The sequence below is a fragment of the Marisediminitalea aggregata genome, from assembly GCF_900129565.1.
GTDB lineage: Bacteria > Pseudomonadota > Gammaproteobacteria > Enterobacterales > Alteromonadaceae > Alteromonas > Alteromonas aggregata.
Genome location: NZ_FQWD01000001.1, coordinates 796,317 through 820,304 on the forward strand (window position 1 = coordinate 796,317; position 23,988 = coordinate 820,304).

At 48.8% G+C, this 23,988-nt stretch carries 22 protein-coding genes; 4 read left to right on the forward strand and 18 right to left on the reverse strand.

What is annotated here, in order from left to right:
- Positions 1 to 217: 217 nt before the first annotated feature.
- From BUB81_RS03410 to BUB81_RS03440, 7 genes are all read right to left on the reverse strand, one after another.
- Positions 218 to 1,072, reverse strand: coding sequence for a sugar phosphate isomerase/epimerase family protein (locus tag BUB81_RS03410; protein ID WP_073318164.1), 855 nt, complete (start codon positions 1,070 to 1,072; stop codon positions 218 to 220).
- Positions 1,069 to 2,640 (reverse strand): rhamnogalacturonan acetylesterase, encoded by a 1,572-nt coding sequence (locus tag BUB81_RS03415; protein ID WP_073318167.1) that lies wholly within the window; start codon positions 2,638 to 2,640, stop codon positions 1,069 to 1,071. The genes BUB81_RS03410 and BUB81_RS03415 overlap by 4 nt, the downstream gene beginning before the upstream one ends.
- Positions 2,641 to 2,668: 28 nt before the next feature.
- Positions 2,669 to 3,670 carry a GDSL-type esterase/lipase family protein gene (locus BUB81_RS03420; protein WP_175555761.1) on the reverse strand — a complete coding sequence of 334 codons (1,002 nt, stop codon included), beginning with the start codon at positions 3,668 to 3,670 and terminating at the stop codon, positions 2,669 to 2,671.
- Between the two features lie 235 nt (positions 3,671 to 3,905).
- Positions 3,906 to 4,895: a glycoside hydrolase family 43 protein gene (locus BUB81_RS03425; RefSeq protein ID WP_139241486.1), complete on the reverse strand. Its 990-nt coding sequence runs from the start codon at positions 4,893 to 4,895 to the stop codon at positions 3,906 to 3,908.
- Positions 4,896 to 5,114: 219 nt separating this feature from the next.
- The gene (gene ilvA, locus BUB81_RS03430) at positions 5,115 to 6,659 is read right to left on the reverse strand and encodes a threonine ammonia-lyase, biosynthetic (RefSeq protein ID WP_073318173.1); all 1,545 of its coding nucleotides are present in this window, start codon (positions 6,657 to 6,659) and stop codon (positions 5,115 to 5,117) included.
- A complete protein-coding gene (gene ilvD, locus BUB81_RS03435; RefSeq protein ID WP_073318176.1) occupies positions 6,656 to 8,506 on the reverse strand; it encodes a dihydroxy-acid dehydratase in 1,851 nt (616 codons plus the stop codon). The genes ilvA and ilvD overlap by 4 nt, the downstream gene beginning before the upstream one ends.
- A gap of 23 nt (positions 8,507 to 8,529) precedes the next feature.
- The gene (locus tag BUB81_RS03440; protein WP_073318179.1) at positions 8,530 to 9,462 is read right to left on the reverse strand and encodes a branched-chain amino acid transaminase; all 933 of its coding nucleotides are present in this window, start codon (positions 9,460 to 9,462) and stop codon (positions 8,530 to 8,532) included.
- A gap of 523 nt (positions 9,463 to 9,985) precedes the next feature.
- Between BUB81_RS03440 and BUB81_RS03445 the strand changes: the two genes are divergently transcribed.
- Positions 9,986 to 11,497, forward strand: coding sequence for a YifB family Mg chelatase-like AAA ATPase (locus BUB81_RS03445; RefSeq protein WP_073318182.1), 1,512 nt, complete (start codon positions 9,986 to 9,988; stop codon positions 11,495 to 11,497).
- Here the strand turns inward: BUB81_RS03445 and ilvY are convergent.
- Positions 11,479 to 12,342, reverse strand: coding sequence for an HTH-type transcriptional activator IlvY (gene ilvY / locus BUB81_RS03450; protein WP_073318742.1), 864 nt, complete (start codon positions 12,340 to 12,342; stop codon positions 11,479 to 11,481). The two genes, BUB81_RS03445 and ilvY, sit on opposite strands and share 19 nt — an antisense overlap.
- Positions 12,343 to 12,498: 156 nt before the next feature.
- On the opposite strand from ilvY, the gene ilvC reads away from it, so the two are divergent.
- The gene (gene ilvC / locus BUB81_RS03455; RefSeq protein ID WP_073318185.1) at positions 12,499 to 13,980 is read left to right on the forward strand and encodes a ketol-acid reductoisomerase; all 1,482 of its coding nucleotides are present in this window, start codon (positions 12,499 to 12,501) and stop codon (positions 13,978 to 13,980) included.
- Between the two features lie 126 nt (positions 13,981 to 14,106).
- Here ilvC and BUB81_RS03460 read toward each other — a convergent pair whose 3' ends face one another.
- From BUB81_RS03460 to BUB81_RS03480, 5 genes are all read right to left on the reverse strand, one after another.
- A complete protein-coding gene (locus tag BUB81_RS03460; protein ID WP_073318188.1) occupies positions 14,107 to 14,391 on the reverse strand; it encodes a YciI family protein in 285 nt (94 codons plus the stop codon).
- Between the two features lie 84 nt (positions 14,392 to 14,475).
- Positions 14,476 to 14,979, reverse strand: coding sequence for a hypothetical protein (locus BUB81_RS03465; RefSeq protein WP_073318191.1), 504 nt, complete (start codon positions 14,977 to 14,979; stop codon positions 14,476 to 14,478).
- Positions 14,980 to 15,031: 52 nt separating this feature from the next.
- Positions 15,032 to 15,295, reverse strand: a complete 264-nt coding sequence (locus tag BUB81_RS03470) for a hypothetical protein (RefSeq protein WP_073318194.1) — start codon at positions 15,293 to 15,295, stop codon at positions 15,032 to 15,034.
- 70 nt (positions 15,296 to 15,365) lie between these two features.
- Entirely contained in the window at positions 15,366 to 15,788 is a 423-nt protein-coding gene (locus BUB81_RS03475; protein ID WP_073318197.1) for a hypothetical protein, read from the reverse strand.
- An 86-nt stretch (positions 15,789 to 15,874) separates the two neighbouring features.
- Positions 15,875 to 16,225, reverse strand: a complete 351-nt coding sequence (locus BUB81_RS03480) for a hypothetical protein (protein ID WP_139241487.1) — start codon at positions 16,223 to 16,225, stop codon at positions 15,875 to 15,877.
- A 380-nt stretch (positions 16,226 to 16,605) separates the two neighbouring features.
- Here BUB81_RS03480 and BUB81_RS03485 point away from each other — a divergent pair, with 380 nt between their 5' ends.
- On the forward strand, positions 16,606 to 16,944 hold the full coding sequence (locus BUB81_RS03485; RefSeq protein WP_073318203.1) for a PDDEXK family nuclease: 339 nt from the start codon (positions 16,606 to 16,608) through the stop codon (positions 16,942 to 16,944).
- Positions 16,945 to 16,995: 51 nt separating this feature from the next.
- On the opposite strand, the gene BUB81_RS03490 is transcribed toward BUB81_RS03485, so the two are convergent.
- Positions 16,996 to 18,225 carry a multidrug effflux MFS transporter gene (locus tag BUB81_RS03490; RefSeq protein WP_073318206.1) on the reverse strand — a complete coding sequence of 410 codons (1,230 nt, stop codon included), beginning with the start codon at positions 18,223 to 18,225 and terminating at the stop codon, positions 16,996 to 16,998.
- Positions 18,226 to 18,538: 313 nt separating this feature from the next.
- Here BUB81_RS03490 and BUB81_RS03495 point away from each other — a divergent pair, with 313 nt between their 5' ends.
- Positions 18,539 to 20,164 (forward strand): glycoside hydrolase family 43 protein, encoded by a 1,626-nt coding sequence (locus tag BUB81_RS03495; protein ID WP_217653442.1) that lies wholly within the window; start codon positions 18,539 to 18,541, stop codon positions 20,162 to 20,164.
- 49 nt (positions 20,165 to 20,213) lie between these two features.
- On the opposite strand, the gene BUB81_RS03500 is transcribed toward BUB81_RS03495, so the two are convergent.
- The 4 genes from BUB81_RS03500 to BUB81_RS03510 all read right to left on the reverse strand — a co-directional run bounded on the left by BUB81_RS03500 (position 20,214) and on the right by BUB81_RS03510 (position 23,984).
- Positions 20,214 to 20,516: a hypothetical protein gene (locus BUB81_RS03500; protein WP_073318212.1), complete on the reverse strand. Its 303-nt coding sequence runs from the start codon at positions 20,514 to 20,516 to the stop codon at positions 20,214 to 20,216.
- 32 nt (positions 20,517 to 20,548) lie between these two features.
- A complete protein-coding gene (locus BUB81_RS22080; RefSeq protein WP_155523178.1) occupies positions 20,549 to 20,710 on the reverse strand; it encodes a hypothetical protein in 162 nt (53 codons plus the stop codon).
- 253 nt (positions 20,711 to 20,963) lie between these two features.
- Entirely contained in the window at positions 20,964 to 21,920 is a 957-nt protein-coding gene (gene ppk2, locus BUB81_RS03505; RefSeq protein WP_084526184.1) for a polyphosphate kinase 2, read from the reverse strand.
- Between the two features lie 105 nt (positions 21,921 to 22,025).
- Complete coding sequence (locus BUB81_RS03510) at positions 22,026 to 23,984, reverse strand: alpha/beta hydrolase family protein (RefSeq protein ID WP_084526186.1); 1,959 nt, start codon at positions 23,982 to 23,984, stop codon at positions 22,026 to 22,028.
- Between the last annotated feature and the right edge of the window lie 4 nt (positions 23,985 to 23,988).

Here is a 23,988-nt window from a genome sequence, read left to right on the forward strand (position 1 = left end):
TCATATTTGAATTTATCGCTTCGATAAAACCGTAAATCCATCGTAAAATTTGTTGATCTCGTCCTTGTTTTTGTTCTATTTCGCTTTCCTGCATTTCCATAAAATCATTATGGTTATATTGCTATACCCCTTATAAAACGGGGATTTTTACCTTCATCCATTGCCACATTTCAGGTGAAGTACGCACAAACCTTTCTCCAATGGCTTGTGCGCATGATTAGTCAGTTTGGATCTCTGCCTCTGCGATAAAGTGCAGAATTTGCCCCACATTTTGCTGATTAGTACTCTCTAAAATCACATGCACATGAGGCTTTTTTTGCTTCAACAGACTGAATAAATGCACGTGATCCATCTCGCCGGTACCAGACGGAAGATCGCCGGCTTTTTGGCCGTCTTCTTTAACAAAGTCCTTACAATGAATGGCAACAATACGGTCGCCAAACGCGTCGAAGGCATCGTCCATTAACCGCTGTTGTTCATCGCATTCCGTAAGTGGAAAGAAATTCACCGGGTCATAAATGACTTTGACATTCGGGGAGTCAACCGCATCCAGCAAGGCGGTCATGCGCTCATAAGTGTTAATGGTATGGTGATGCGCTACGCCTTCGATGCCGACAAATACGCCATGACGCTCAGCAACGCTTGCCAGACGCTTTACGCTAACGACCAATTCGTCGAATGCGGCCTGGGTGTGATTGTCAGGATGATAGGTGCAATCAGCATTGCGCGAACCGGTTTCGGTACCAACGATGGCGCAACCAAAGTCCCGCGCAAACTGGAGATGTTCTTCAAAACGTTGAAGAGACAACTCGCGCTCTACCGGGTCAGGATGAATAGGGTTGATATAGCACCCCAGTACGGCAATATTAATGTCCTGCTCGGCGAACACATCACGAACATAGTTGCCGAATCCCGGACTGATTTGACCGGGCTGCTCTAAAATGAACGGAAAAGATTTTGGCAGCGCCAACTGCACACAGTTCACCGGGTATTGACCAATGCGCTCTGCTATCTCTTTCACGCTGCCTTGGCCGTAGTCATGGGCGCGCACCCCAATATTGATCTGACTCATTTTGCCTCCACCGATACAGCTTCTACAACATCAAGGCCAAGCATGGGCGCCAGTTGACGCGCAACAATGCCAGCCGTGTCTATCGCACCGGCTTTGCTGGTATGTGTGCGTGCATCGCCAAACATTTCATCCACTGCTTCCGGACCGAGTTCGTCATAGCGCGCTGCAACCAGCGCATGTAAATCAATGAATGGAGTCTGACTTTGTCGGGCTACCTGCGCGGCCCATTGGGGGTAGCTGTTTTCAGCCCTTGCAATGCGCTTGCTATCGTCCAGCCAAACCTTGCGGGGAACCGGAGAGCAAATAACCGGGATAACGCCTCTGGCTCGGGCTTCTCCAACCATTTTGCGTAGGTAAGCACCGTAGGAATAAACGGTTTCACGTTGGCCCGTCAGCATGTTGTCGATGGTTTGCTGCTCGTGACCAATACCTTTAATTGTGCCGCGGGCGCGACTGTCGTCATTTAATGCCCCTGCGTCGTTGTGACCAAACTGAATTAACACGATGTCGCCGGGATTCATCATATTCAGGGCCCGTTGCCAATGCCCTTGGGTAATGAAGGTGCGGCTGGACAACCCACCGACCGCGCGATTTACAAAATTAACAGGCGGATGACCCAGCCAGTCGGCAACAAAATCGCCCCAGCCCCATTGGCCATCGCGACCATCGCCCCAGCCGTTGCGTACGGTGGAATCCCCGACCATAAATACGCTGCGGCGACGGGCATCAGGTACCACCGGCAAGCGCACAAACGTCCAGTCATAGGCCGTAACCGCCTTGCCTTTGTCTGAATACAAGTCGTCTGCAAGTGTAGGGCGCATGCCTTTGAGTGCAGCCACGACCAAACGGGCGTGCAAGTCAGCCCCCTCATTGTGATAGTGAGTATGATCTTTGGGATACAATGCCGCTGCTGCCGTTTTACCGAGTAACTCCAGTTCGTCTGCAGCTGCATTGGTTAAATCGATAAAGGGTGTACCCAGTTCCCAGGCCAATTGATATGTCCAATACCCGTACTGGCCCGAGCCACGCTCAATTCTGTGACCCTGCCACAGGTTTCGCACTGTCAGAGACGCTAACACGGGTATCGCTTGTTTCGCCTGTACTTCAGCCACCATTTGACGAATGTAATGACCAAAAGAGAATACACGTTCCTGCTTACCTGTTAGCTGATTAACGATATCAACGAAGTCGTCACCAATACCCGGCAGCGTGCCTCGCGCACGGCGGTTGTCGTTTACCGGACTGCCATCGTTATGGCCAAACTGAATAATTACCACATCCCCTGCGCGCACATCGTCAATCAACGCCTGCCACAAACCTTCCGCCATGAACGTACGTGTACTTCGTCCGCCACGAGCGCGGTTATCTACCGTTACCGTTTTGCTGTCAAAGTAAGCTTTAAAGGGTTCACCCCAACCCTGATGATCGGCGTTGCTATAGCTGGCGGCTGTGGAGTCTCCCGCGATGAAAATAGTGGCAGGCTTCAGTTCTGCGTGTTCTTTTGCCACGCTTACGCCACTGATGAATAACAAAGGCAGAAACAGCGCCTTAATTAACATTGACTTCATAATGATTGTTGTCCTTTTTCCTGCCGCTCTAGCGCAACGCCTGCGCAAGCGGTAAGTCCTGTTGCTTAATTGCATCAATGATTAGATCAGCAAACACCCGCGCACCTGCTTCGTTGGTATGCGTGCGGTCTTTGGAAACGAAATAGGCCTGCGCCTTCGCCTGGCCCAGTGGCGCTGCCCAGCGGTTGGACAGGGTAAGCAAATCGATGTAGGGCACATTTTCCCGCTTCGCTATACCAGCCAGCGCGGCGGGAATATCCAGTTGAGGCCACTGATGCTGTTTTTCCAGGGCAATCCCATGATTGCGGATCATTGGCGAAATCAGTATCGGCTGCGCATCCCTTGAACGAATGAAGTGTATAAGGTCTTCAAGGCGCTGCTCATACACGTTTTGGGGTGTTTTCTTGTCGTTGTGACCCAGCTGTATCAGTACCACATCGTTGCGGGTTAGCTGATTAGCAATTGGCTTGAGTAACTCGCCATCAAGGGTATTGAACGCTTCAGTGCCTTCACCAGAATCGGCATAATTAACAATCGATACCGTGTCGTTGAAATACGCTGGCAGTACTTGTCCCCAACCGCTAAAGCGATTCATGGCAGGCTTGTCCCACTGAGGGTTTTGGTCACACACCGTAGAATCGCCAATTACAAACACCTGTTGAATGGGGGTGACCGGAGTAACCTCAATGTTTTCGATGCCATCCAGCCCATTGGGTAGCCACAACGTGGCACCCGGCAAGCCTTCGTAGGTGTCATGCTGGATAGGCTGACCGTCAGGCTGGCGCGTGTTGACTGTAAAGCTAAGTACCTGTGACCCGCTGTTCACTGCTGCACCGCTAAGTTCACTATCGAACATTAGACGACGTGATTCCGCGTACACCGATAAATCGTTCACGTTGCTGTGGGTAATTTTAAACGCGTAGTGGAGTGGTGCATTGTCAGTCCCCGATTCCGGAAAATGGCATGCCAGGGGTGTATCACCCGACGCAGGCAAACACATAGCCTTCAACTCAGCGGCATTGTAATTCATTGTTAGCTCAGAAGGCGCTTTGGTTCCCGTGCTGCATGCCGTAAGACTGCTGACAATTGCGACCAAAGAAGCTGAATATTGAAGCGGTTTTCGCCACATCATGTAAAACCCTAATTAACAAGATGTAAAAACCTTAACACCCGAGCGAAAACCCTCAAATACCGTCACAGCGTTAAGCTCCATATATCAAAAAAATGTCCCGTATTTGAAACAAACTGAAAGCGTACCTGTGGGGTTACAGGTTGTTTACCAAACGTCGGGGTACCACCAGCACGGATCCGTGACGGGTACCCGTTGGCAAATTGAGTTGAGGTGTCAGGTTCTCCCACTCTGAAAAATCCTGAGTTCGCATGACACCAAAGCTGTGATCAATGTATTGGTCGAAGTACACGTAAAACCAGCCCTGCCAAAACACAATGGCAGGCCCTTCCACCCATACGCCGTCCGGCGTAAAAGGCGCAGAGCGGGGTTGCCATGGACCTTCTATGTCATCGGCTCGGGTCACAAACAGATTCTTCGCTGGCGGATAACGGGTTTCCTCTTTGGCGATCATGACGTAGTGGTGAGCCGTTTTTACTACTGCCGCATCGATTACATTGAAGCCGGGTTCATAAAACAACTGAGTAGGAGTATAGGTTTTGAAGTCTTTGGTGCTGGTTGCGTAAATGCGATGATCCCAGCCTTTGTCTGCTTGTTTCTCTGTATCGGGATATTGACCTGGCAGCGTTGAAGCCCAGTAGATCCAATAACGTTGGGTTGGCTCGTCGTAGAATATTTCAGGTGCCCAGGCGTTCTTTGCCGACGGGAAATCCGCCATAACAGGCAAGAATTGTTGCTCACTCCAGTTTTTTAAATCAGCAGAATGCGCAATGCCAATGCCTGGGTCTTCCCACCCTGAGGTCCATACCATATGGTACTGTTCATCCGGGCCTTGAATAATGACAGGATCGCGCATCAGTTTCGTGCCAACCGTGGGCGTCAGGACGCTTTCGTCCTGATTGAGAGCCTGCCAATTCAGACCATCTTCGCTCACAGCCAGATGCAGACCGTCCTGACCATTACCGCGAAAGGACGCAAATATCAGTACCTCGTCATCGGTGGAACTGACCGTGTGTTTGTCGGACGAACCGCAAGCTGTTAACAAGCACCAACACAGCATAGCCAGGCCTATGCCAGGTAACTTACTGATTCCTTTAATACAACCGCTATTACAACCGCGCCACATACCTGTCCCTGAACAATTTGTAATACAATTAAATATAGCAATATTTTTACGTATTTAACAAAGTTGTCAAAACTAATAATAAGTTTGTTTCAGAAATGAACAGATATGATTTAAGTTGACTATAAGCAGCGTGAATGTTGATTGAAGTTACCGAACAGGAAGCAATACTTCACTGTTCGGTAATAAAGATAGGCGCATGATTTACCACGCCCGTCCTGATTATGCTTTCTCAGGCTCAGACAAGAAAAACCGGTATGCGGGGTTAGCGGTGACGTCCTGATACTCGTAGTTGAGTGCCGCAACATGTTCGTCGAACGCTTCGCGGCTCTCTGGTGGAATATCGAATCCTGCTAACACCAAGCCTTCAGCCGCACCGTGATTGCGATAATGGAACAAGGTAATGTTCCAGCGCTCACCCAGCGTATTCAGGAAGTTAAGCAGGGCACCAGGGTATTCCGGGAACTCAAAGCTGAATACAACCTCGTTCAGGATCGTAGGCGGACGACCACCCACCATGTGACGTACGTGCAGTTTTGCCAGTTCGTTGTCTGACAGATCAAAACACTCGTAGCCCTTGCTGGTTAAGTCAGCAGAAAGTGCTTCGAATTCTTTGCGGCCACCGCGCAACTTAATACCCACAAAAATATGCGCTTCCGTTTCGCTGGCATATCGGTAGTTGAATTCGGTGATCGTACGGCCGCCCAGGTATTCGCAGAACTGCTTAAACGCGCCCTGACGTTCCGGGATTTTGACTGCAAACACCGCTTCTTTTTGTTCACCTAATTCACACCGTTCTGACACATAACGCAGCGTATGGAAATTAGTATTAGCACCACACAGGATACCGCCCAGCTTCTGGCCGGAAATATTGTGCTCATTCACGTATTTGCGAATAGCTGCAATCGACATTGCGCCAGCAGGTTCTGCAATCACACGGGTGTCATCAAAAATATCTTTGATCGCCGCACAGATTTCGTCATTGGTGACCGTCATCACTTCGTCGATGTACTGATTACACAGGCGGAAGGTTTCGCTGCCCATGAGTTTTACCGCGACACCGTCGGCAAAAATACCCACCGTAGGTAAACTGACCGGCTCGCCTGCTGCTTTTGCTGCAGCAAAACACGCCGACTCTTCTGACTCGACCGCAATCAATTTAATGTCTGGTTTTAGTTGCTTCAGGTACACCGCAATGCCGGCTGCCAGACCACCACCACCAACAGCGATAAACAAGGTATCGATGTTAGGGTTTTGCTCAAGCAACTCTCTGGCAACTGTGCCCTGTCCCGCTATCACATCCGGGTCATCGAAAGGCGGGATAAGCGTGTAGCCATGCTCAGCACTTAGCGTACGAGCATGTTGGCTGGCGGTGTCGAAGTTAGTACCGTGCAGTACGATATTAACGTGCTGACCACCAAAACGGCGCACCGCCTCAATTTTAATATCCGGTGTAGTTTCCGGCATGACAATCGTTGCCTTAACGCCTTTCATGTTCGCCGAGTACGCCACGCCCTGGGCATGGTTACCTGCGGAGGCCGCTACCACGCCGGCGTTCAACTGCGCTTCGGTTAAATTGGCGATACGATTATAAGCACCGCGCAATTTAAACGACTTAACCGGTTGCTGATCTTCCCGCTTCAGGAATACCTCGTTGCCCAGTTCGGCGGTTAATCGCGACAACAACACCAGATCGCTGTTTACCGCGACATCGTATACCGGTGCCAGCAGGATCTTTTTCAGATAGTCGATATCACTGACGGTCATAGATCTTCCAGTTTCGACGGGTCGCGCACCGCGCCTTTATCGGCACTGGTGGCTAACATAGCAAAGGTTTTCAGCGACAGGGACACTTCACGCTGACGGCTCACAGGGCGCCATGGACGCTCGCTGGCTTCCATTGCGGCTCTTCGCGCATCCAGCTCAACATCGGTAATGGCAATGTTGATAGTGCGATTAGGGATATCAATTTCAATGGTATCGCCTTCTTGCACCAAACCAATACCTCCGCCACTCGCTGCTTCCGGCGAACAGTGGCCAATCGATAGGCCTGACGTACCGCCAGAGAAACGGCCATCGGTGATCAACGCACAAGCTTTACCTAAGCCCTTAGACTTTAAGTAGGAAGTGGGATACAGCATTTCCTGCATACCCGGGCCACCCTTCGGCCCTTCGTAGCGAATGATGACCGCATCACCCGCTTCAATTTGATCATTCAGAATACCCGCAACCGCATCGTCCTGGCTTTCAAAAATACGCGCGCGACCGGTGAATTTCAGAATGGACTCATCGACCCCCGCCGTTTTCACGATACAGCCATTTTCTGCCAGGTTGCCATACAGTACAGCCAGTCCACCGTCTTTACTGTAAGCGTGTTCTAAATCACGAATACAGCCTTCACTGCGATCGGCGTCAGCTTCATCCCAACGGCAATCCTGACTAAACGCTTTGGTAGTGCGGATACCCGCTGGGCCTGCGCGATAAAACTTAATCGCATCGGCGTTTTCAGGGTTCGTTATATCCCAGTCACTGATCACTTCACTAATAGTTTTACCTAACACGTGAGAACAGTCGCCGTGCAATAAGCCCGCTTTATTCAGTTCACCCAAAATACCCAGTACGCCACCGGCACGGTGAACGTCTTCCATGTGGTACTTCTGCGTTGAAGGGGCCACTTTACACAAGTGCGGTACTTTTCGAGACAAGCGATCAATGTCGTCCATCGTGAATGGCACTTCGCCTTCCATTGCTGCAGCCAGTAAGTGCAGAATGGTATTGGTAGAGCCGCCCATGGCAATGTCCAGGCTCATGGCATTTTCAAACGCGCTGAAATTCGCAATGTTGCGCGGCAACGCACTGGCGTCGTCGTTTTTATACCAACGCTCACACAGTTCCACTACCAGCTCACCGGCTTTCTTGAACAGTTGCTCACGATCAGCGTGCGTGGCCAGCATTGAGCCATTGCCCGGTAGTGACAAGCCCAGCGCTTCCGTTAAGCAGTTCATGGAGTTGGCAGTAAACATACCTGAACATGAACCACAGGTAGGGCACGCAGAGCGTTCAATTTCGTCGGTATCGGCGTCAGACACTTTGTCGTCGGCTGCCGCCACCATGGCATCGACCAGATCCAGTTTGATTAGCTGATCTGACAGCTTGGTTTTACCGGCTTCCATGGGACCACCCGACACAAACACCACCGGAATATTCAGGCGCATTGACGCCATTAGCATTCCCGGGGTGATCTTGTCGCAGTTAGAAATACACACAATCGCATCTGCGCAGTGGGCATTTACCATGTACTCAACCGAGTCAGCAATAATTTCACGGGACGGCAGGCTGTAAAGCATACCGCTATGCCCCATTGCGATACCGTCATCGACCGCAATAGTATTAAATTCTTTTGCAACGCCCCCGGCAGCTTCGACACTGCGAGCGACCAGTTGACCCATGTCTTTAAGGTGAACGTGGCCAGGCACAAACTGAGTGAAAGAGTTCGCAATGGCAATAATAGGCTTACCAAAGTCTCCATCTTTCATGCCGGTAGCACGCCAAAGCGCGCGCGCACCCGCCATGTTGCGGCCTTGAGTTGTGGTTGCAGATCGTAATTTAGGCATAGCGTTTCGTCCCGTTGGGGTAATTATTTATAAACCGGTGTTAACCAGTTCCATTTGTCTTCGGTAGTTCCGTTGAACAGACCAAAGAACATGTCCTGGATTTCTTTCGTGATTGGCCCACGACCGCCTTTGCCCACTGTGATGCCGTCTACACTGCTCACAGGGGTCACTTCCGCGGCTGTACCGCACATTAAGATTTCGTCGGCCAGGTACATGGCTTCACGCGGAATGTTTTCTTCGCGGATTTCATAACCCAGATCTTTCGCCAGTGTGATCACGGTGTCACGCGTGATACCCGGCAAAATAGCCGCTGTTTTCGGTGTGGTGCTGATCACGCCATTGCGGATAACAAAGATATTTTCACCCGCACCTTCACTGATGTAACCGTTGCGGTCCAGTGCAATACCTTCACCGTAGCCGTGACGACGCGCTTCCATTGAAATCAGCTGCGAAGACAGGTAGTTACCACCGGCTTTCGCACCAGTAGGCATGGTGTTGGCTGCCAAACGGTTCCATGAAGAGATACCCGCGTTCACACCGTTTTTCAGTGCTTCTTCACCCAGGTACGCACCCCACTCAAACGCCGCGATAGTGACTTCAGTTTCCTGACCAAATGGCACCTGCAACCCCATACCAATATCGCCATAAAACGCGATAGGACGGATATAGGCAGACTTCAGGTTGTTCTTAGCAATGGTGTCGATGGTCGCCTGATTGATTTCATCAAGGGTAAACGGGATCGTCATGCGATAGATTTTTGCTGAATCAAACAGACGCTGGTTGTGCTCGTTCAGACGGAAAACACAGGTACCCTGATCCGGCGTGTTGTAGGCACGAATACCTTCAAATACCGATGAGCCGTAGTGGATTGCATGTGACATTACATGCACAGTAGCTTCTTTCCACGGAATGAGTTTACCGTTAAACCAAATAAGTTCAGCAAGTTGCTTAGCCATGACGTTTCCTTAAAAAAATACGAGTGTTGTCTTCACTCTGTAAGCGCAGCCTGCACGGGGCAAACCGCTCAAATTAATACCGCGTCAAATGATACATGAGCACAGCAATTGACCCAATGCGATAAGCCGTTTTTCACACAATTTCTGTGTAAAGTCGGCAAGGTGCGCGAATAAATTGTTTTTGGAGCACGCAAATACGTTACAAGCACCGAATCAGGGTGCAATGCATTGGCGAGGTGACGCGAGTTCGGAAAGTATTGGCTGAAGGCAACAAAGGCGTCTGGCTAAGGAACACAATTGCTGCGAGGCGTAAGAAATATCACGGATCGACGTGCATGATCAAGCCAAATCAGGCCGGGCGATGCAATTTTATACTGATGTCGAAGGCTAACTGTCGGTGTGTCAAAGCGTTATGTTGAAACGCTCGCAAACACGAATAACTGGCCTTTGGCGCAGTAGGTTCACCATGCAGAGCATTTTACACTGCGCATATGGACTAACGGCTTTAACAGGAACATACCCTATGGGGTTAGGTATAGTGTACACCCGCGCCGCAACGGGCATTGACTCTCCACGTATCAAGGTGGAAGTGCACCTGTCGAACGGTTTGCCGTCGTTTAAGCTAGTCGGCCTTGCCGAAACAGCGGTTCAGGAAGCGCGCGAACGCGTGCGCAGTGCATTAATAAACTGCGGCTTTGAATTTCCCGGGCGGCGCATTACGGTTAATCTCGCGCCCGCCGACATTCCCAAAACCGGTGGCCGCTATGACCTGGCTATCGCTCTGGGATTACTGATTGCCCTTGGATTATTGCCCCAGCAAGCCGTAGACAACTACGAAGTCATCGGCGAACTGGGATTAAATGGTCAGCTGCGCACCGTATCGGGCCTGCTGCCCGCCGCTATGCGCTGCGCCGAAGACGAGCAATTGATGTTGTTACCTGAAGGCAACCGCGACAACATCCAGCTTGTTGATGGTCTGAAATATATTGCGGTTGAGTCGCTGATGCAGGCGTTCCTGCATTTCAGCAAACAAAAGCCTCTTCAGGTTAGTATTGCACAGTGTGACGTCGCTTTTACGCGCGTGTCCCCCAAATGGGATGACATTATTGGTCAGCAACAAGCTAAGCGCGCACTCACTATTGCCGCAGCCGGAAAGCATAATCTTTTGATGGTAGGGCCCGCTGGGACAGGCAAGAGCCTGCTTGCGAGCCGACTTGTGCAGTTGCTTCCAGCCCTTACACATGAACAGGCGCTGGAGGCAGCCGCACTGTATTCGATAAAAGGCGAGTCACGCGACAGCGCCAACTGGTATACGCCACCCTTTCGTTCACCTCATCACACGTCATCGGCAATAGCATTAACAGGCGGCGGTACGCATCCGTCGCCTGGAGAAGTATCACTCGCCCACAATGGCGTATTGTTTCTCGATGAATTACCAGAATTTGGTCGTCAGGCCCTGGACGTACTGCGCGAGCCGTTGGAAACCGGCGACATATGCTTATCGCGCGTATCCGGTCAGGCAAGGTATCCGGCAAACTTCCAGTTTTTAGCGGCAATGAATCCCAGCCCAACGGGTGATATCAATGATGGCCGCAGCACGCCGCAACAGGTTCAGCGCTACCTGAGCCGGCTTTCAGGGCCATTGTTAGACAGAATTGATTTGCAAATAGAGGTGCGTAAACCAGACCAGTATGAACTGGCTACATCGCCCACCGGTGAAGACAGTGCCATCGAGGCACAAGCGTTGGTGGAACGCGCAATGGAACGCCAGTTCAAGCGCCAACGTAAGGCCAATGCGGAACTGAGCGTCGCCGAATTAACGGAATTTTGCAAACTGGATGAAGACAGCTTCACCTTCCTTCGGCGGGCTGCCACCAAGCTGAATTTATCGATGCGGGTATTTCACCGTACTATTAAAGTCTCACGCACCATTGCCGATCTGGAAGAAGCCGAACACATAACCCATCGACATATTGCAGAAGCACTGGGATACCGGGCGCTGGATACACTTATACGTCAGTTTAATACCAGTTGAAACAGGGCATCGACCAGAGGCTCATGCCGGCGCGACTCCAAACAGGCCAGACCCAGCTCATAGGAGCCAATATCTTCAACCAGTATGCGTGACACGCTGCCTGCCATACCACTGTGGTCCAATACAACCTGTGGCACAAACCCGACACCGCAGCCCAGCGCAACCATAGACACAATAGCCTCGTTACCGCCTACCGAGGCATAGACATTGGGCCGAATGCCATGTTCAGCAAACCAGTGATACACAATGCGGCGACTCGGGCCTTGTTCAGGCAGCACCACTTGCAGCTTGCGCCAGTCAACCTGGCTCAACTGGGTTAGTCGCCAGTCCCGCGGCGCTATAAGCACCAGCGGCACGTGGTCCATACCGGAAAAACACAAGTCAGTGGGAAAACCCGGGCTATTTATGGCTATTGCGACATCACATTTTTGCTGTTTGACGTTGTCGATGGCTAACCCGGGATCACCGGTGACCAGTCGAATATCAACCCCCGGATAGTGTTGGCGATAGCGCGATAGCAACGCAGGAAGATGGCTCTGACTGGCCGTAACAGAGCAATACAGACTCAATTCTCCTTTCAGCGATTGCTCATCAGCGCTGAGTTCTTGTCTGACCTGTTGCCATTCTTTTAGCACCGTCTCACTAAAGTTGAGCAACTTGTGGCCGCCGTGAGTCAACGCAACCGAACGGTTGTCGCGTTTGAAAAGCACACACCCACACTCTTCCTCCAGCCTTTGTATTACGCGGCTTAGCGTGGAAGGTGAGACATACATTGATTCGGCAGTGTCACCAAAATGTAAGCTTTTTGCGAGATGATTGAACAGTTGTAGACTGCGAAAATCCATGAGTATTTCACTTTTTGCAATACTGTTTTGCAAATATATCATTTTTCAAAACGAATGGGGTAGCGTATTGTTTGCTGCAAGTCGTCATTGACGAGGTCATCCCTGCTGAGTGAAGCGAGGGATTACGACAGAAAGAAGTTCGGAATTATTATATTTATGGCTAATTATTTTAACACCCTGTCTTTACGTCAGCAGTTAGACCAACTGGGTCGCTGTCGCTTTATGAAGCGCGAAGAATTTGCTGATGGCTGTGAGTTCCTGAAAGGTAAGAAAATTGTCATCGTTGGCTGCGGTGCACAAGGCCTTAACCAGGGTCTTAACATGCGTGACTCCGGGTTAGACGTAGCATATGCTCTGCGTCAGGCAGCAATTGATGAAAAGCGTGATTCTTATCAACGCGCAACCAGCAACGGTTTTACAGTAGGTACGTATCAGGATCTGATCCCTACTGCTGATCTGGTTTACAACTTAACGCCAGACAAGCAACACGCCAGTGTAGTAGAAGCAGTGATGCCTCTGATGAAAGACGGCGCTGCATTAGGTTACTCACACGGCTTCAACATTGTTGAAGAAGGCCAGCAGATTCGTAGCGACATTACTGTTGTAATGTGTGCGCCTAAGTGTCCTGGTACTGAAGTACGTGAAGAATATAAGCGCGGCTTTGGTGTACCTACACTGATTGCGGTTCACCCTGAGAACGATCCGAAAGGTGAAGGCTGGGATATCGCTAAAGCTCTGGCAAGCGCAACTGGCGGTGACCGTGCAGGTGTTCTGGAATCATCATTTGTTGCTGAAGTAAAATCTGATTTGATGGGTGAGCAAACCATTCTGTGTGGTATGCAACAAGCCGCAGCAATTCTTGCTTACGAGAAAATGACTGCTGACGGTATCGACCCGGGTTATGCAGCTGCATTGATTCAGTACGGTTTAGAAGCCATTACTGAAGCACTGAAAATCGGTGGCGTAACTAACATGATGGACCGTTTGTCTAACCCTGCAAAGGTTAAGGCTTACGAGCTGTCTGAAGAATTAACTGCATTGCTTCGTCCACTGTTCGAGAAGCATCAGGATGACATCATCAGTGGTGAGTTCTCTCGCACTATGATGGAAGACTGGGCGAATGGCGATGCTAACCTGCTGAAATGGCGTGAAGAAACTGGCCAATCTGGTTTCGAGAATGCGCCAAAGTATGACGGTACTATTAGCGAACAAGAGTTCTTTGACAAAGGAATTCTATTAGTAGCAATGATTAAGTGTGGTGTTGAAGTAGCCTTCGACGTAATGGTTGAAGCGGGTATCTTACCTGAGTCTGCATACTACGAATCACTGCACGAAACACCACTGATTTCGAACACGATTGCCCGTAAGCGTCTGTACGAAATGAACGTGGTTATCTCTGACACTGCAGAGTACGGTAACTACTTGTTTGCCAACGCAGCAGTGCCATTGCTACGTGAGAAGTTTATGCCAAACATCAAAACTGATGTGATTGGCACCGGTCTTGACGTGACGTCTAACCAGGTAGAAAACAAGCGCCTGGTAGAAATTAACGAAGCGATTCGCAACCACGGCGTTGAGTCAATCGGTAAAGAATTACGCGGTTACATGACGGATATGAAAGCCATCATTGAAGCGTAGACAGTTTCTGTCGTTAGGTGCTTAACCAAGCCCTTTTGCCCGACCAATTTGGTCGGGCTTTTTTATGTCTGGGATTTGCCGGTATATCCACAACACTTCCTACAGCTGTATCTTACTTGCCACAATCTAGAGTAGAAATGCTAACTTTTCCGACGCCTTAGTTGGCACTATTTCTGTTACTTCATAGCTAGCTAAGCCTTCTCGATGAAAAGGATCTTCCGCCAATACATCATTGAGCTTTTTTCGATCGGCAATAGCAGAAATAATGACACCGCCCGTTCTAGGCTCTTTTCGCCCGGATAAAATAAAGCGACCTTTTGCATATTGCTCATTGAGGTAAGAAACATGTTCTGGAATAAACGCATCCACTTGCTCTAAAGGTACCAAATAGGTCAACGACACAATGAACATACATTTTCCTTGTAATGTTGCGCTAGAATTAAAAGCCCGGACCTCAAGCTAAGTTTGCACCCTTTTGAGTAAGTTTTAAGTGCATTAACTTATCCATGCCATTCTGGAAGACCACAGTTTCCAACCACCGAACCAACGGTAAAGTGTATACGTTGTGCCACCCGAGGCCATGTTGGCTATATAAATACTGACGTCAATTTCTGAAACAATAAAGGACTTTGTTAATTCCCCGAATTCAACCCTGACGCCACCACCGACAACTTCACCGATTTCATTGAGCTGCAACGGTGTCGTTTCATCATAAAAAATCAACTCTAGTCCGTTATCGTCGCAGTACGTTTTTATGGCTGCCTCAGCGTCTTTTGGAAGTAAAGCACTGGTTTCATTAGAATATATGTCTGGGTATATCTGTTTTGAAACATATATTTTTTGGGGGTTTAGGCCACCACCATAGGTATCGTCTTTATCAATAACATTTGAAAATGCAATCAGATAAATTTCAGCATCTTTACCCTGCGTCATCAGCATTGCAGTGGTGACGATGGCAAGTACAAGAAGGGAAATAGAGCCGTTTTTAAGAAAGTACATAAATTACTGCTTGTCCCGTCGCGCCCTTGCGGATTGACTCTTTATCATCGTCTTATGCATAACCAAACTCCAAAAGAACCATGAGTGATAGCAGTGATAAAACGCTGCCAACCAAATATATCCTGGCTTGCTTATAACTAGTAGGATTGTCAGATTTGTTGAGAATTTTCACCAAACCTGAGCCAACTGCCTGTAGGCTGGATGTGGTAATTTTACTTTCTAAGGCGATCATTGCGAAATTAGCAGCAAAGAACATAAACAGAACCAATAACGCTACTGTTGAGATAATCACTGAGATACTTTCTACATTTACCAAGCCAAACCCTTCTTATACAAAACACCAAACACTTTTTGACATAAACAGCCATAAGGTTCGCGGATTAAATTTATTGTATGTCATGGTTTGGCACGCTTGACGGGGTACCATCTGCAAAATCTCCATGATGCCAAAGTATGTTGCTGATTTTTTCGCATGCAGTTAAAACCGCATTGACTTTAGGGGCTAAAGAACGCATTTGCGCAATAGCATGCTTTTTATTAAACATGTGCAAAAATTTAGTTTGATAAGATGCTACTTGTATTAGCCATTGTTCCGGGTCATCTCCAACGTGGCCAAGTAAAAGAAATAGCTCTTTTTCTCCAACCCTTGTATCGAGTGCCCACGCAAAATCTTCATAGTTATCTATGTTTGAAATTACTATGCCGTTATCTGACATCAGTTTTGATAACTTCTCAGCAACCTCTTCACCAACAGGATGTTTTGATTCATCAAATTCCCAATCTGTTTTGAAAGTTACATTCAGTCTCATTATAAAATGCCCATTGCCCCGATAAGGGCCGCTAATTACATTCGAAAGTCGCTACACGGACTTGATAGCCGCCCAACATTATTTTTTTACACACGTACTGATACCACCTTACCATTTGAAATTAATAACACTATCAAAGGGCTGTACATAGGTATCACGACGAAAATTAATAATGGATTCCAAATAACAAAGAATGGCATGTATAAATGATAAAGCGGGTAATTTAATGCAAAAGCAACTAATTCTGACGCTTGAAACCCTGAACACTTGATAGCGACCAACAGAGCATCGTGAACATAACAGCCAGCGTAATCTGCAGGTTTACTTCCAAATTCGCTGACAGCCATTACCATTAGGTCAAAGGCAAATAAAACACCGACAAGCGCGATGTAGCCCAAGCAACATTTTCTTATCAACATCCAATGTTTTAATTTCATTAAACTGCACAAGGCCTTATTACCAAGATTTGACCGTACCACAGCACCTTACTTTCCGACAAATGCACTACGCAATTTTGAAATTAATGGGCTGCGTTAATAATGACTATGTGTAGAGAATCAGCGTGTTTGAAGACCCCTGATATCGCTTCGCAGTTCAGGCATGACAAGCCAAGGGTTATATCGTCGACTACGGCCATTGTGTTGCAGTTTGGCAACGAATTTCACAGGCTTCCTTTCGTACCATTTTCACAACTTGCTGTTTTTAAAACCCATTTATTCTGGCACGCATATTGTAGTAGCGATCTGTTTGCACAAGTTCACTGATCACATAATGAAAGCTGTTTCGAAAGCAGCAGATAGAGCGCTAGGAGTTACACATGCAGTCAGGTATTACCAGGTTCACACAGGTGGGCGACTGGATTTTTGAAGTTAAAATGGTACGGGCACTGCGGGTAGAAAAATACGGGCAACCTTATGATGCGGTTTCCACACTTACCGCAAATGGTGACAATCTGTATATCGATACACAGCTAACACGCCAGCACAATGAACTGAGCAGGGAAGACTGCATGGCCTTTTACGAGTTTGCCCGCCAATTGGAAATGAAACAGATTCAGTACGACAAGCTGCGTAACGGCGAGCGCCAAAGCCGTATAGTGGAAATCGTAGAAAATCAGCGTCCGCGTGCCCAGGTCCACCTTGCGAGAGTGAAATAGCAAATCACGCAGCCTGGTATCACGAGCGTCAAACCAGGCTGCCATCCGTTTTTAGCTTTCTGTAGGTTCGGGCTCGGCTTTTAACGTTGGCGTAATAACCAGCTTAGCCAACGAGAAAAAGATCAGAAAGCCGATTGCAATCGGGTACAGGTTGTCTGTTAAGAAGGCGTCTATGCCCATAGCAACCGGCACTGAAATAATGCTCGACAGCGACCCAATAATGGCTGCGCCAATTCCCGCTAATTTACCCAGTGGCTGCATGGCAATTGCATTCAAATTACCAAATAACAAACCGACAAAGAAAAAGCCAATAAACAAAGTGATGAGCGCCAGCGGCAACGGTGGAAGCCCTGAGAAAATCACCATTTCAACCACCAGCACCGCAGAAAATACAAGCACCCCGTACAATGCCATGCTGGTGACCTTTTTCATGCCCCAACGCATCACGATACGGCTGTTCATGTAAGATGCCAGACCAATGGAGAAAGCCAGAAATGCAAACACATACGCGAACATATCACCGACATCATAAAAGCCCACAAAAATGGTTTGCGAAGCGCTGATATAGGATAAAAACGCACCAAACACGCAGCCCATGGCCACGGTTGGGCCAATCACATCACGGTGTGTGAGAATGAATTTTGACGAACGAAAGAACTGCGCCCAGGAAAAGGGCACGCGGTCTTCCACCGGCAGGGTTTCAGGCTGACGTATGAAGTACCACAAGCCAACACCGCTGGAAACCACCAGGAATAACGTGAAAATGTGCGTCCACGACGCCACACTGATCACCCACTGGCCAACCATTGGCGCAATCATGGGCACCAATATAAACACCATCATAATGAACGACATGACCCGTGCCATGGCTTCCCCAGCGAACTGATCGCGAATCACCGCCATCGACGCAATACGCGGGCCTGAGACGCCAAAAGCCTGTATCAAGCGGCCGATTAACATAGTTGTCATATCGTCGGCTATCATACAAACCAACGTACCCATTACGAAAATACCCAGGCCCAGCATAATGGCTTCGCGTCGTCCACGTGCATCACAATAGGGTCCAAAAAACAGCTGTCCGAACGCCATGCCACCAAAAAACAGTGACACAATAAGGTGGCTTTCGTGAATGTCCTTCGCACCCAGGTGATGCCCAATAACGTCGAGCGCAGGCAACATGGCGTCAATGCTTAACGCCACCAGCGACGTCATAAACGCCATAAGCATTACAAATTCGGCCATACCTAATACGGGTTTAGCATTTACTGTAGACTGGGTCATAATCTCTTTAATCTTGTCTTCATGAGTGAGTAAGTGCTGCTCACTATCAGTCGCCTGGCAGAAATCACCAAGCCGTCCAGTATACGCTAAATGCGCATTAAGAGGGGCCAGAATACGTGGATTTGACCATAAAATCAGTCAAAAACCATCGTGCAGAACCGCATATTATTTGAACGGCCTATTGCCCTATAAACCCTGACTATGGATCTCGAATTTAATAACAGCAAAACCCATTTTGATAATAGTTAGGCGACTTAACAGCGTGTACGGTCAACTACATTCTATTAACAATTGAAATTAACCTGATTCCGCCATGTTCACTGACTTTATTGCTCACGCCACACGCCATTTGAGGCCGGTCTTTTTACTCTTGTTAGCTATGCCGGCAATCGCTGCACAACCAGCTAGCACACCTTTCAATGCATCAATTGATACGTCAAAACCTGTTACTTACACTAACCCGGTTCTTCCCGGTTTTTACTCAGACCCGAGCATAACAAAAGCGGGGGAGTACTATTATCTGGTATCCAGCACCTTTGAGTATTTTCCAGGCATTCCGGTGTTCCGCAGTAAAGACCTGGTTAACTGGGAACAGATTGGCCATGTCATTGACCGGCCTGAACAGTTACCCGATGGCGTGAACATCTTCGCCGTTACCCTGCGCTACCACGACGGTACGTTTTATATTGTTACCACCAACGTGGGCTACGGTTGGAATTTTATCATGACAGCAGATGACCCGGCCGGCCCCTGGTCTGATCCTATCTGGATAGACATACCTCATATTGACCCTGACCTGTTCTTCGATGACGACGGCAAAGTGTACGTGATCAACTCTGCTTTCACCTTGTATGAAATCGATATTAAAACCGGAAAAGTGCTGAATGAGACTGGCCCTGTTTGGGCGACCGAAGGCGGGCGCTATGCAGAAGGCCCACACATTTACAAAAAGGACGGCTGGTATTATTTGATGGCGGCCGAGGGAGGCACAGAAGAAGCACATTCCATAACCATTGCGCGCAGCCACAACATTGCTGGTCCGTATTACAGTAATCCGGCCAATCCTATTGTGACACATGTAAATCGTGCCGGTCAGCAAAACCCCATTCAGGGCCTCGGCCACGGCGACATGATTCAGGCTGACGATGGCAGCCACTGGATGGTGTTTCACGGTTACCGAAGCGTTATTGAAGGCGGCGTTCACCATACTCTGGGCAGAGAAACCTGCCTGTCGCCGGTCAGCTGGCCGGAATTTGGCTGGCCCCAAGTGAACGGTAACGGCACGATTACGCCAGAAATGCGTGTTCCCACGTTGCCCTTAGTGCCTGTTGCCCCAGAGCCGGTGCGCACTACTTTTGACAAGCCGCTGGGACTTGCATGGAATTATATTCAGTCGCCACCACCAGCGGGTGTCAGTATAAACACCAACAAAAAAGCCCTGGTGCTGACCGGCTCGGCCCACACGTTGGGTAATCCACATCAAAAAGGCGTGAGTTTCGTTGGTCGCCGCTTGCAACACACTCACTTCAAAGCCAGCACGGAGTTACATTTTGAGCCGGCCGCGAGTCATGAAAAAGCCGGATTAACGCTGCTCAACAACGGTACGCATTTCGATATCATGGTCGGTACAGACAATGGCACCCGATATATCCAGGCCACCTTCCAGTTTGGCGAGATTAACTACACTTCGGAAAAGCGTACTTTAGCACCGGGTCCGGTAGTCTTAACGGTAGAAGGAACAGGAAGTGACTTCCATTTTGGGTTTGAACAGCAAGGTAAGGCCACCGTATTAGACAGTGTCAGTGCCCGTTACCTGAGTTCAGAAACCATAGGCGGCTTCACCGGTGTCTATGTAGGCCCTTATGCAACCGGGAATGGCAAAGCCAGCAACAGCGAAGCGCGTTACACGTGGTTTGACTATAAACCTAATACGCCATAGGCAATTAACACAACCGGGTAACATAAGGTTACCCGGCGTGTTTGAATAGTTAACAGTCTTTGTCTTCCATGTCTAACTTGTCTTTCGCTTTTTCGCAGGTATCTTCAATAGCATCGGCTGTGTCTTCGGCTAGTTCTTCTGCTTTGTCCGCAGCGTCTTCAGCCATTTCCTTAGCCTTATCAGTCGCGTCGGCAGCCGCTTCCTTCGCGTCTTTAAACACATTACTGGTGCTCTCTTTCAGGCTGTCCAGCTTGTCTTCTGCCTGTTCGGCACTGTCATCGCTACACGCCGCCAGGGTAATAGTGAATAGTCCAACAAAGATGAGGGTGAATACTTGTTTTACGTGTGTCATGTGTGTCTCCGTTTCTCTTGTTTCTTAATGCGTTATCTGCGCGTGATTAAGCCAAGTACTACCTTGTACAAAAATACCAGATAAATACTGGTAAGCAGAACCAGCTTACCCATGCCTTGCATACTGTGCGATACCCCCAGGCGTTTTATTACGACACCGGTTAGCACTGTCATTAGCACAATTATCAACAACATTGGCGTTCTCCTTTCTCAAACCTCACCGAATCACGGTATTTGAGCCAATGCGGCTTGTACGTGTCGGGCGCGGTTTGTAATTAACTTCATCACGAGAATTGTCTAGTGACATAGATATAGCGAAAAGCATGCCAACTTTTATTTTTATTAATTAACAATGAGTTACAAAAAAACAAGAAACGCTTCCGACACAACCCAGTAAAAGTGTCTGTCGTAACAGACACTTTTACCGGATCTGGGCAGTCGTCGACAATCAGGCTTTTTGTTGTTCAGGATGAAGGGTTTTACCCAGGATGTGGTTGTCGCGCTCAATTACAGTAGCCGCTCTGCCTACAATTAACGGATCGGGCGCTTTGGCTATGTGCTTGTCTTTGTTCGGATAGGGCAGTTCATGCAGGAAGTACTGCATACAGTTCAGACGGGCCCGCTTTTTATCGTCTGACTTGATCACGACCCAAGGCGCATCAGCCGTGTCGGTGTAGAAGAACATGGCTTCTTTTGCTTCAGTATAATCGTCCCACTTTTGCTGAGCCAGTTTGTCAATCGGGCTGAGCTTCCATTGCTTCAGCGGATCAGTCTCGCGACGTTGGAACCGACGAGTCTGCTCTTCCTGGGTTACCGAAAACCAGAACTTGAAGACGCGAATGCCACTATTCACCAGCATGCGTTCCAGCTCTGGCGTTTGACGCATAAATTCCAGGTATTCGTTGGGCTCGCAAAAGCCCATGACTCGCTCTACACCGGCACGGTTGTACCAGGACCGGTCAAACAGCACGATCTCCCCGGCCGTTGGCAGGTGTTTTATATAACGCTGAAAATACCACTGGCCTTTTTCTTCGTCAGACGGCTTTTCCAGTGCAACCACCCGGGCACCACGAGGATTAAGGTGCTCCATAAAGCGCTTTATCGTGCCCCCTTTACCCGCCGCGTCACGCCCTTCGAAGATCATTACCACACGCTCGCCGGTGTCTTTTACCCATTTCTGTACTTTTAGCAACTCAACCTGCAACTGGCGTTTGTGTTGTTCGTAAAACTGCCGGGTGATTTTGCGTTTATATGGATATTCCCCGGAACGAAACGATTCAGCAATGTACTGTTCGTCGTGGCGTTTTTCACCAATACTGTGGGGCGCTGTGGGTACTTCAGCTACTACCGGAATAGCGGCTTGCGGCTGTGGGTTTTCGGTTTGAGTGGTTTGGCTGTTTGTCACGGTAAGATCTCCTGTTGATGATCTTAGTGTACGCCCAAACCGTTGCGGAATAAGGTGTTAAAGCCACTGGCGCTGATCCAGATCAACGCCAGGTAGCCTTTCCTTTTATTGCAGGTATTTGCTGAGGAATTTGTCCATCGCTTCGAAGGTTTTCATACGATTGGATTGAATAGACAGATGGTGATTACCAAAAGGCAATTCCACATACTCGAAGACCTTATCATGATCTTCCAGCTCCTCGGCCATATTGCGACTTTGCTCTACGTGCACAACGCGATCTTCCTCGCCATGGATTAGCAGAATAGGCGTTTTGATATTCTCCACAAAGTTAATCGGTGAGCGACGTTCACGATCATCTTGGTCTTCCCCAATTTGCTTTTTCACCAGCTTTTTATTCACAAAGGCACGGGCGCGAAATACCAGTCTGTCTAAATCACTCACCCCTGCAAAGCTCACTGCACAGGTATACATTTCAGGGCTTTTAACCGTAGCGGCCAACGCAGCGAAACCACCGTAACTGGCGCCCACAATGCAGACTTTGGTTTTATCGGTATAGCCTTGGTCAATCATCCATTGCGTTGCATCGGCTATGTCGTCCTGCATGGCCATGCCCCAGCTTTGCATCTGTGCTTCACTGAACGAGTAACCATACCCTGTCGAGCCTCTGAAATTCGGGCGCATAACGGCGTAACCACGGCTGTTGAAATACGCAGTCCAGTAATCGAATCCCGCGTAGTCACGGCCACCAGGGCCACCGTGTGGGAAAATAACCGTAGGGTAAGGCGCTTCGCCGTGTTTAGGTAACGTTAAGTAACCCTCAATGGTCGCTTTATCACGCATGGTAATATCAACCCGTGTGTGGTCACTCAACGACTCCGGCACAATATCGGGATACTGGTCGAACAGGAATTTCAAGGTTCCTTCGCGCTGGTTACCAACGTAATAACGGCCCGGGTGGGTGTCACTTTCAGAATACAACAGGTACACATCCTCATTCTGACTGAACTTAACCAGGTAGTTTTTGCGATCTTTGAGTACGTTATTCAGGTTCTCCTGCAACGCTTCATAGCGAGGCTCCCAATAGTAACGTCCGCCTTTGGCGTTAGCGTGACGTACACCAATTGCGTCTTTGGTGACAGGCGAATAAATCAGGCTGCCGTCCACATCGTACTCGTCATCAGCGTAAACCAAGGTTTCTTCGCGGGTAGTTAAATCCATTTTGTACAAGGCCCGGTAGTCGCCCAGGTATCTCTTGAAATACAGGATATTCGGATCGGCCGCAAACCCTGCAATGCTTATCGGTTTGTCGTCAGACACATTGTAAGAGAACAGCTTTTCGTATTCGTCTTCTTCATTCAGCAGATAGATATCACGGTCGCCGGTTTCGTAGTTCAGTGTAATACCAATACGCAGATTGCCCTGGCGATCAGTCATCCAGTCGCGGATGCGTTTCTTGCCTTTTTCCAAACGGCTGATCTTGCGGGTTTTAACATTCACTTTGAACACAGACGGTTCAAGAGGGCGCGCAATATCGATAGCCATTAAAATGTGGTCAGGATCATCCGGCAGCATATCGATGATTTCGTCCTGGAACTGCGGCGCGCGTTTTGAATTTTCCTGATATCGTTTGATATGACGCCAGTCGATAACTTGCTCGGGATCGCCGCCCTGCTCGTTATACTTCATGACATACAGTCGGGTTTTGAAGTACTTGGTGCCCGCTTCCGATATCTCATATTTTGCGCTTACCAACAGATCTTCATCGTTAGCCCAGCGGTACCAGTTAATTTTAACTTTCTTGTTGTCAGCTCTTAGCAGGTAAAAAACCTTGCCGGTTTCTATATCCAGCGTCATCAGTGCCGCCAGGTCTTCACTCTCGGAGTTGCGTTCCATCGCAATGCGATTCCCGCTCGGCGATAATGCAACAGAATAGAACTGGGGCAATCGGCTAAAGACTTCAATTGGCGTTAATTTTGCTTCTTCATTAGCAGTGGCGAGAGAAACAGGGGCAGCAGAGACTATGCACAAACACAGCATAATCACGCCTTTTGCAAAGCGCTTCATGGCA

Coding starts and splice junctions, on each gene's coding strand:
- BUB81_RS03425 (WP_139241486.1), bottom strand. CDS start 4,895: ATGTGGCGCGGTTGTAATAGCGGTTGTATTAAAGGAATCAGTAAGTTA.
- ilvA (WP_073318173.1), bottom strand. CDS start 6,659: ATGACCGTCAGTGATATCGACTATCTGAAAAAGATCCTGCTGGCACCG.
- BUB81_RS03410 (WP_073318164.1), bottom strand. CDS start 1,072: ATGAGTCAGATCAATATTGGGGTGCGCGCCCATGACTACGGCCAAGGC.
- BUB81_RS03465 (WP_073318191.1), bottom strand. CDS start 14,979: ATGTACTTTCTTAAAAACGGCTCTATTTCCCTTCTTGTACTTGCCATC.
- BUB81_RS03480 (WP_139241487.1), bottom strand. CDS start 16,225: ATGAAATTAAAACATTGGATGTTGATAAGAAAATGTTGCTTGGGCTAC.
- ilvD (WP_073318176.1), bottom strand. CDS start 8,506: ATGCCTAAATTACGATCTGCAACCACAACTCAAGGCCGCAACATGGCG.
- BUB81_RS03510 (WP_084526186.1), bottom strand. CDS start 23,984: ATGAAGCGCTTTGCAAAAGGCGTGATTATGCTGTGTTTGTGCATAGTC.
- BUB81_RS03500 (WP_073318212.1), bottom strand. CDS start 20,516: ATGACACACGTAAAACAAGTATTCACCCTCATCTTTGTTGGACTATTC.
- BUB81_RS03485 (WP_073318203.1), top strand. CDS start 16,606: ATGCAGTCAGGTATTACCAGGTTCACACAGGTGGGCGACTGGATTTTT.
- BUB81_RS03420 (WP_175555761.1), bottom strand. CDS start 3,670: ATGAATTACAATGCCGCTGAGTTGAAGGCTATGTGTTTGCCTGCGTCG.
- BUB81_RS03490 (WP_073318206.1), bottom strand. CDS start 18,225: ATGACCCAGTCTACAGTAAATGCTAAACCCGTATTAGGTATGGCCGAA.
- BUB81_RS03495 (WP_217653442.1), top strand. CDS start 18,539: ATGTTCACTGACTTTATTGCTCACGCCACACGCCATTTGAGGCCGGTC.
- ilvY (WP_073318742.1), bottom strand. CDS start 12,342: ATGGATTTTCGCAGTCTACAACTGTTCAATCATCTCGCAAAAAGCTTA.
- BUB81_RS03440 (WP_073318179.1), bottom strand. CDS start 9,462: ATGGCTAAGCAACTTGCTGAACTTATTTGGTTTAACGGTAAACTCATT.
- BUB81_RS03445 (WP_073318182.1), top strand. CDS start 9,986: ATGGGGTTAGGTATAGTGTACACCCGCGCCGCAACGGGCATTGACTCT.
- ilvC (WP_073318185.1), top strand. CDS start 12,499: ATGGCTAATTATTTTAACACCCTGTCTTTACGTCAGCAGTTAGACCAA.
- BUB81_RS03460 (WP_073318188.1), bottom strand. CDS start 14,391: ATGTTCATTGTGTCGTTGACCTATTTGGTACCTTTAGAGCAAGTGGAT.
- BUB81_RS22080 (WP_155523178.1), bottom strand. CDS start 20,710: ATGTTGTTGATAATTGTGCTAATGACAGTGCTAACCGGTGTCGTAATA.
- BUB81_RS03415 (WP_073318167.1), bottom strand. CDS start 2,640: ATGAAGTCAATGTTAATTAAGGCGCTGTTTCTGCCTTTGTTATTCATC.
- BUB81_RS03475 (WP_073318197.1), bottom strand. CDS start 15,788: ATGAGACTGAATGTAACTTTCAAAACAGATTGGGAATTTGATGAATCA.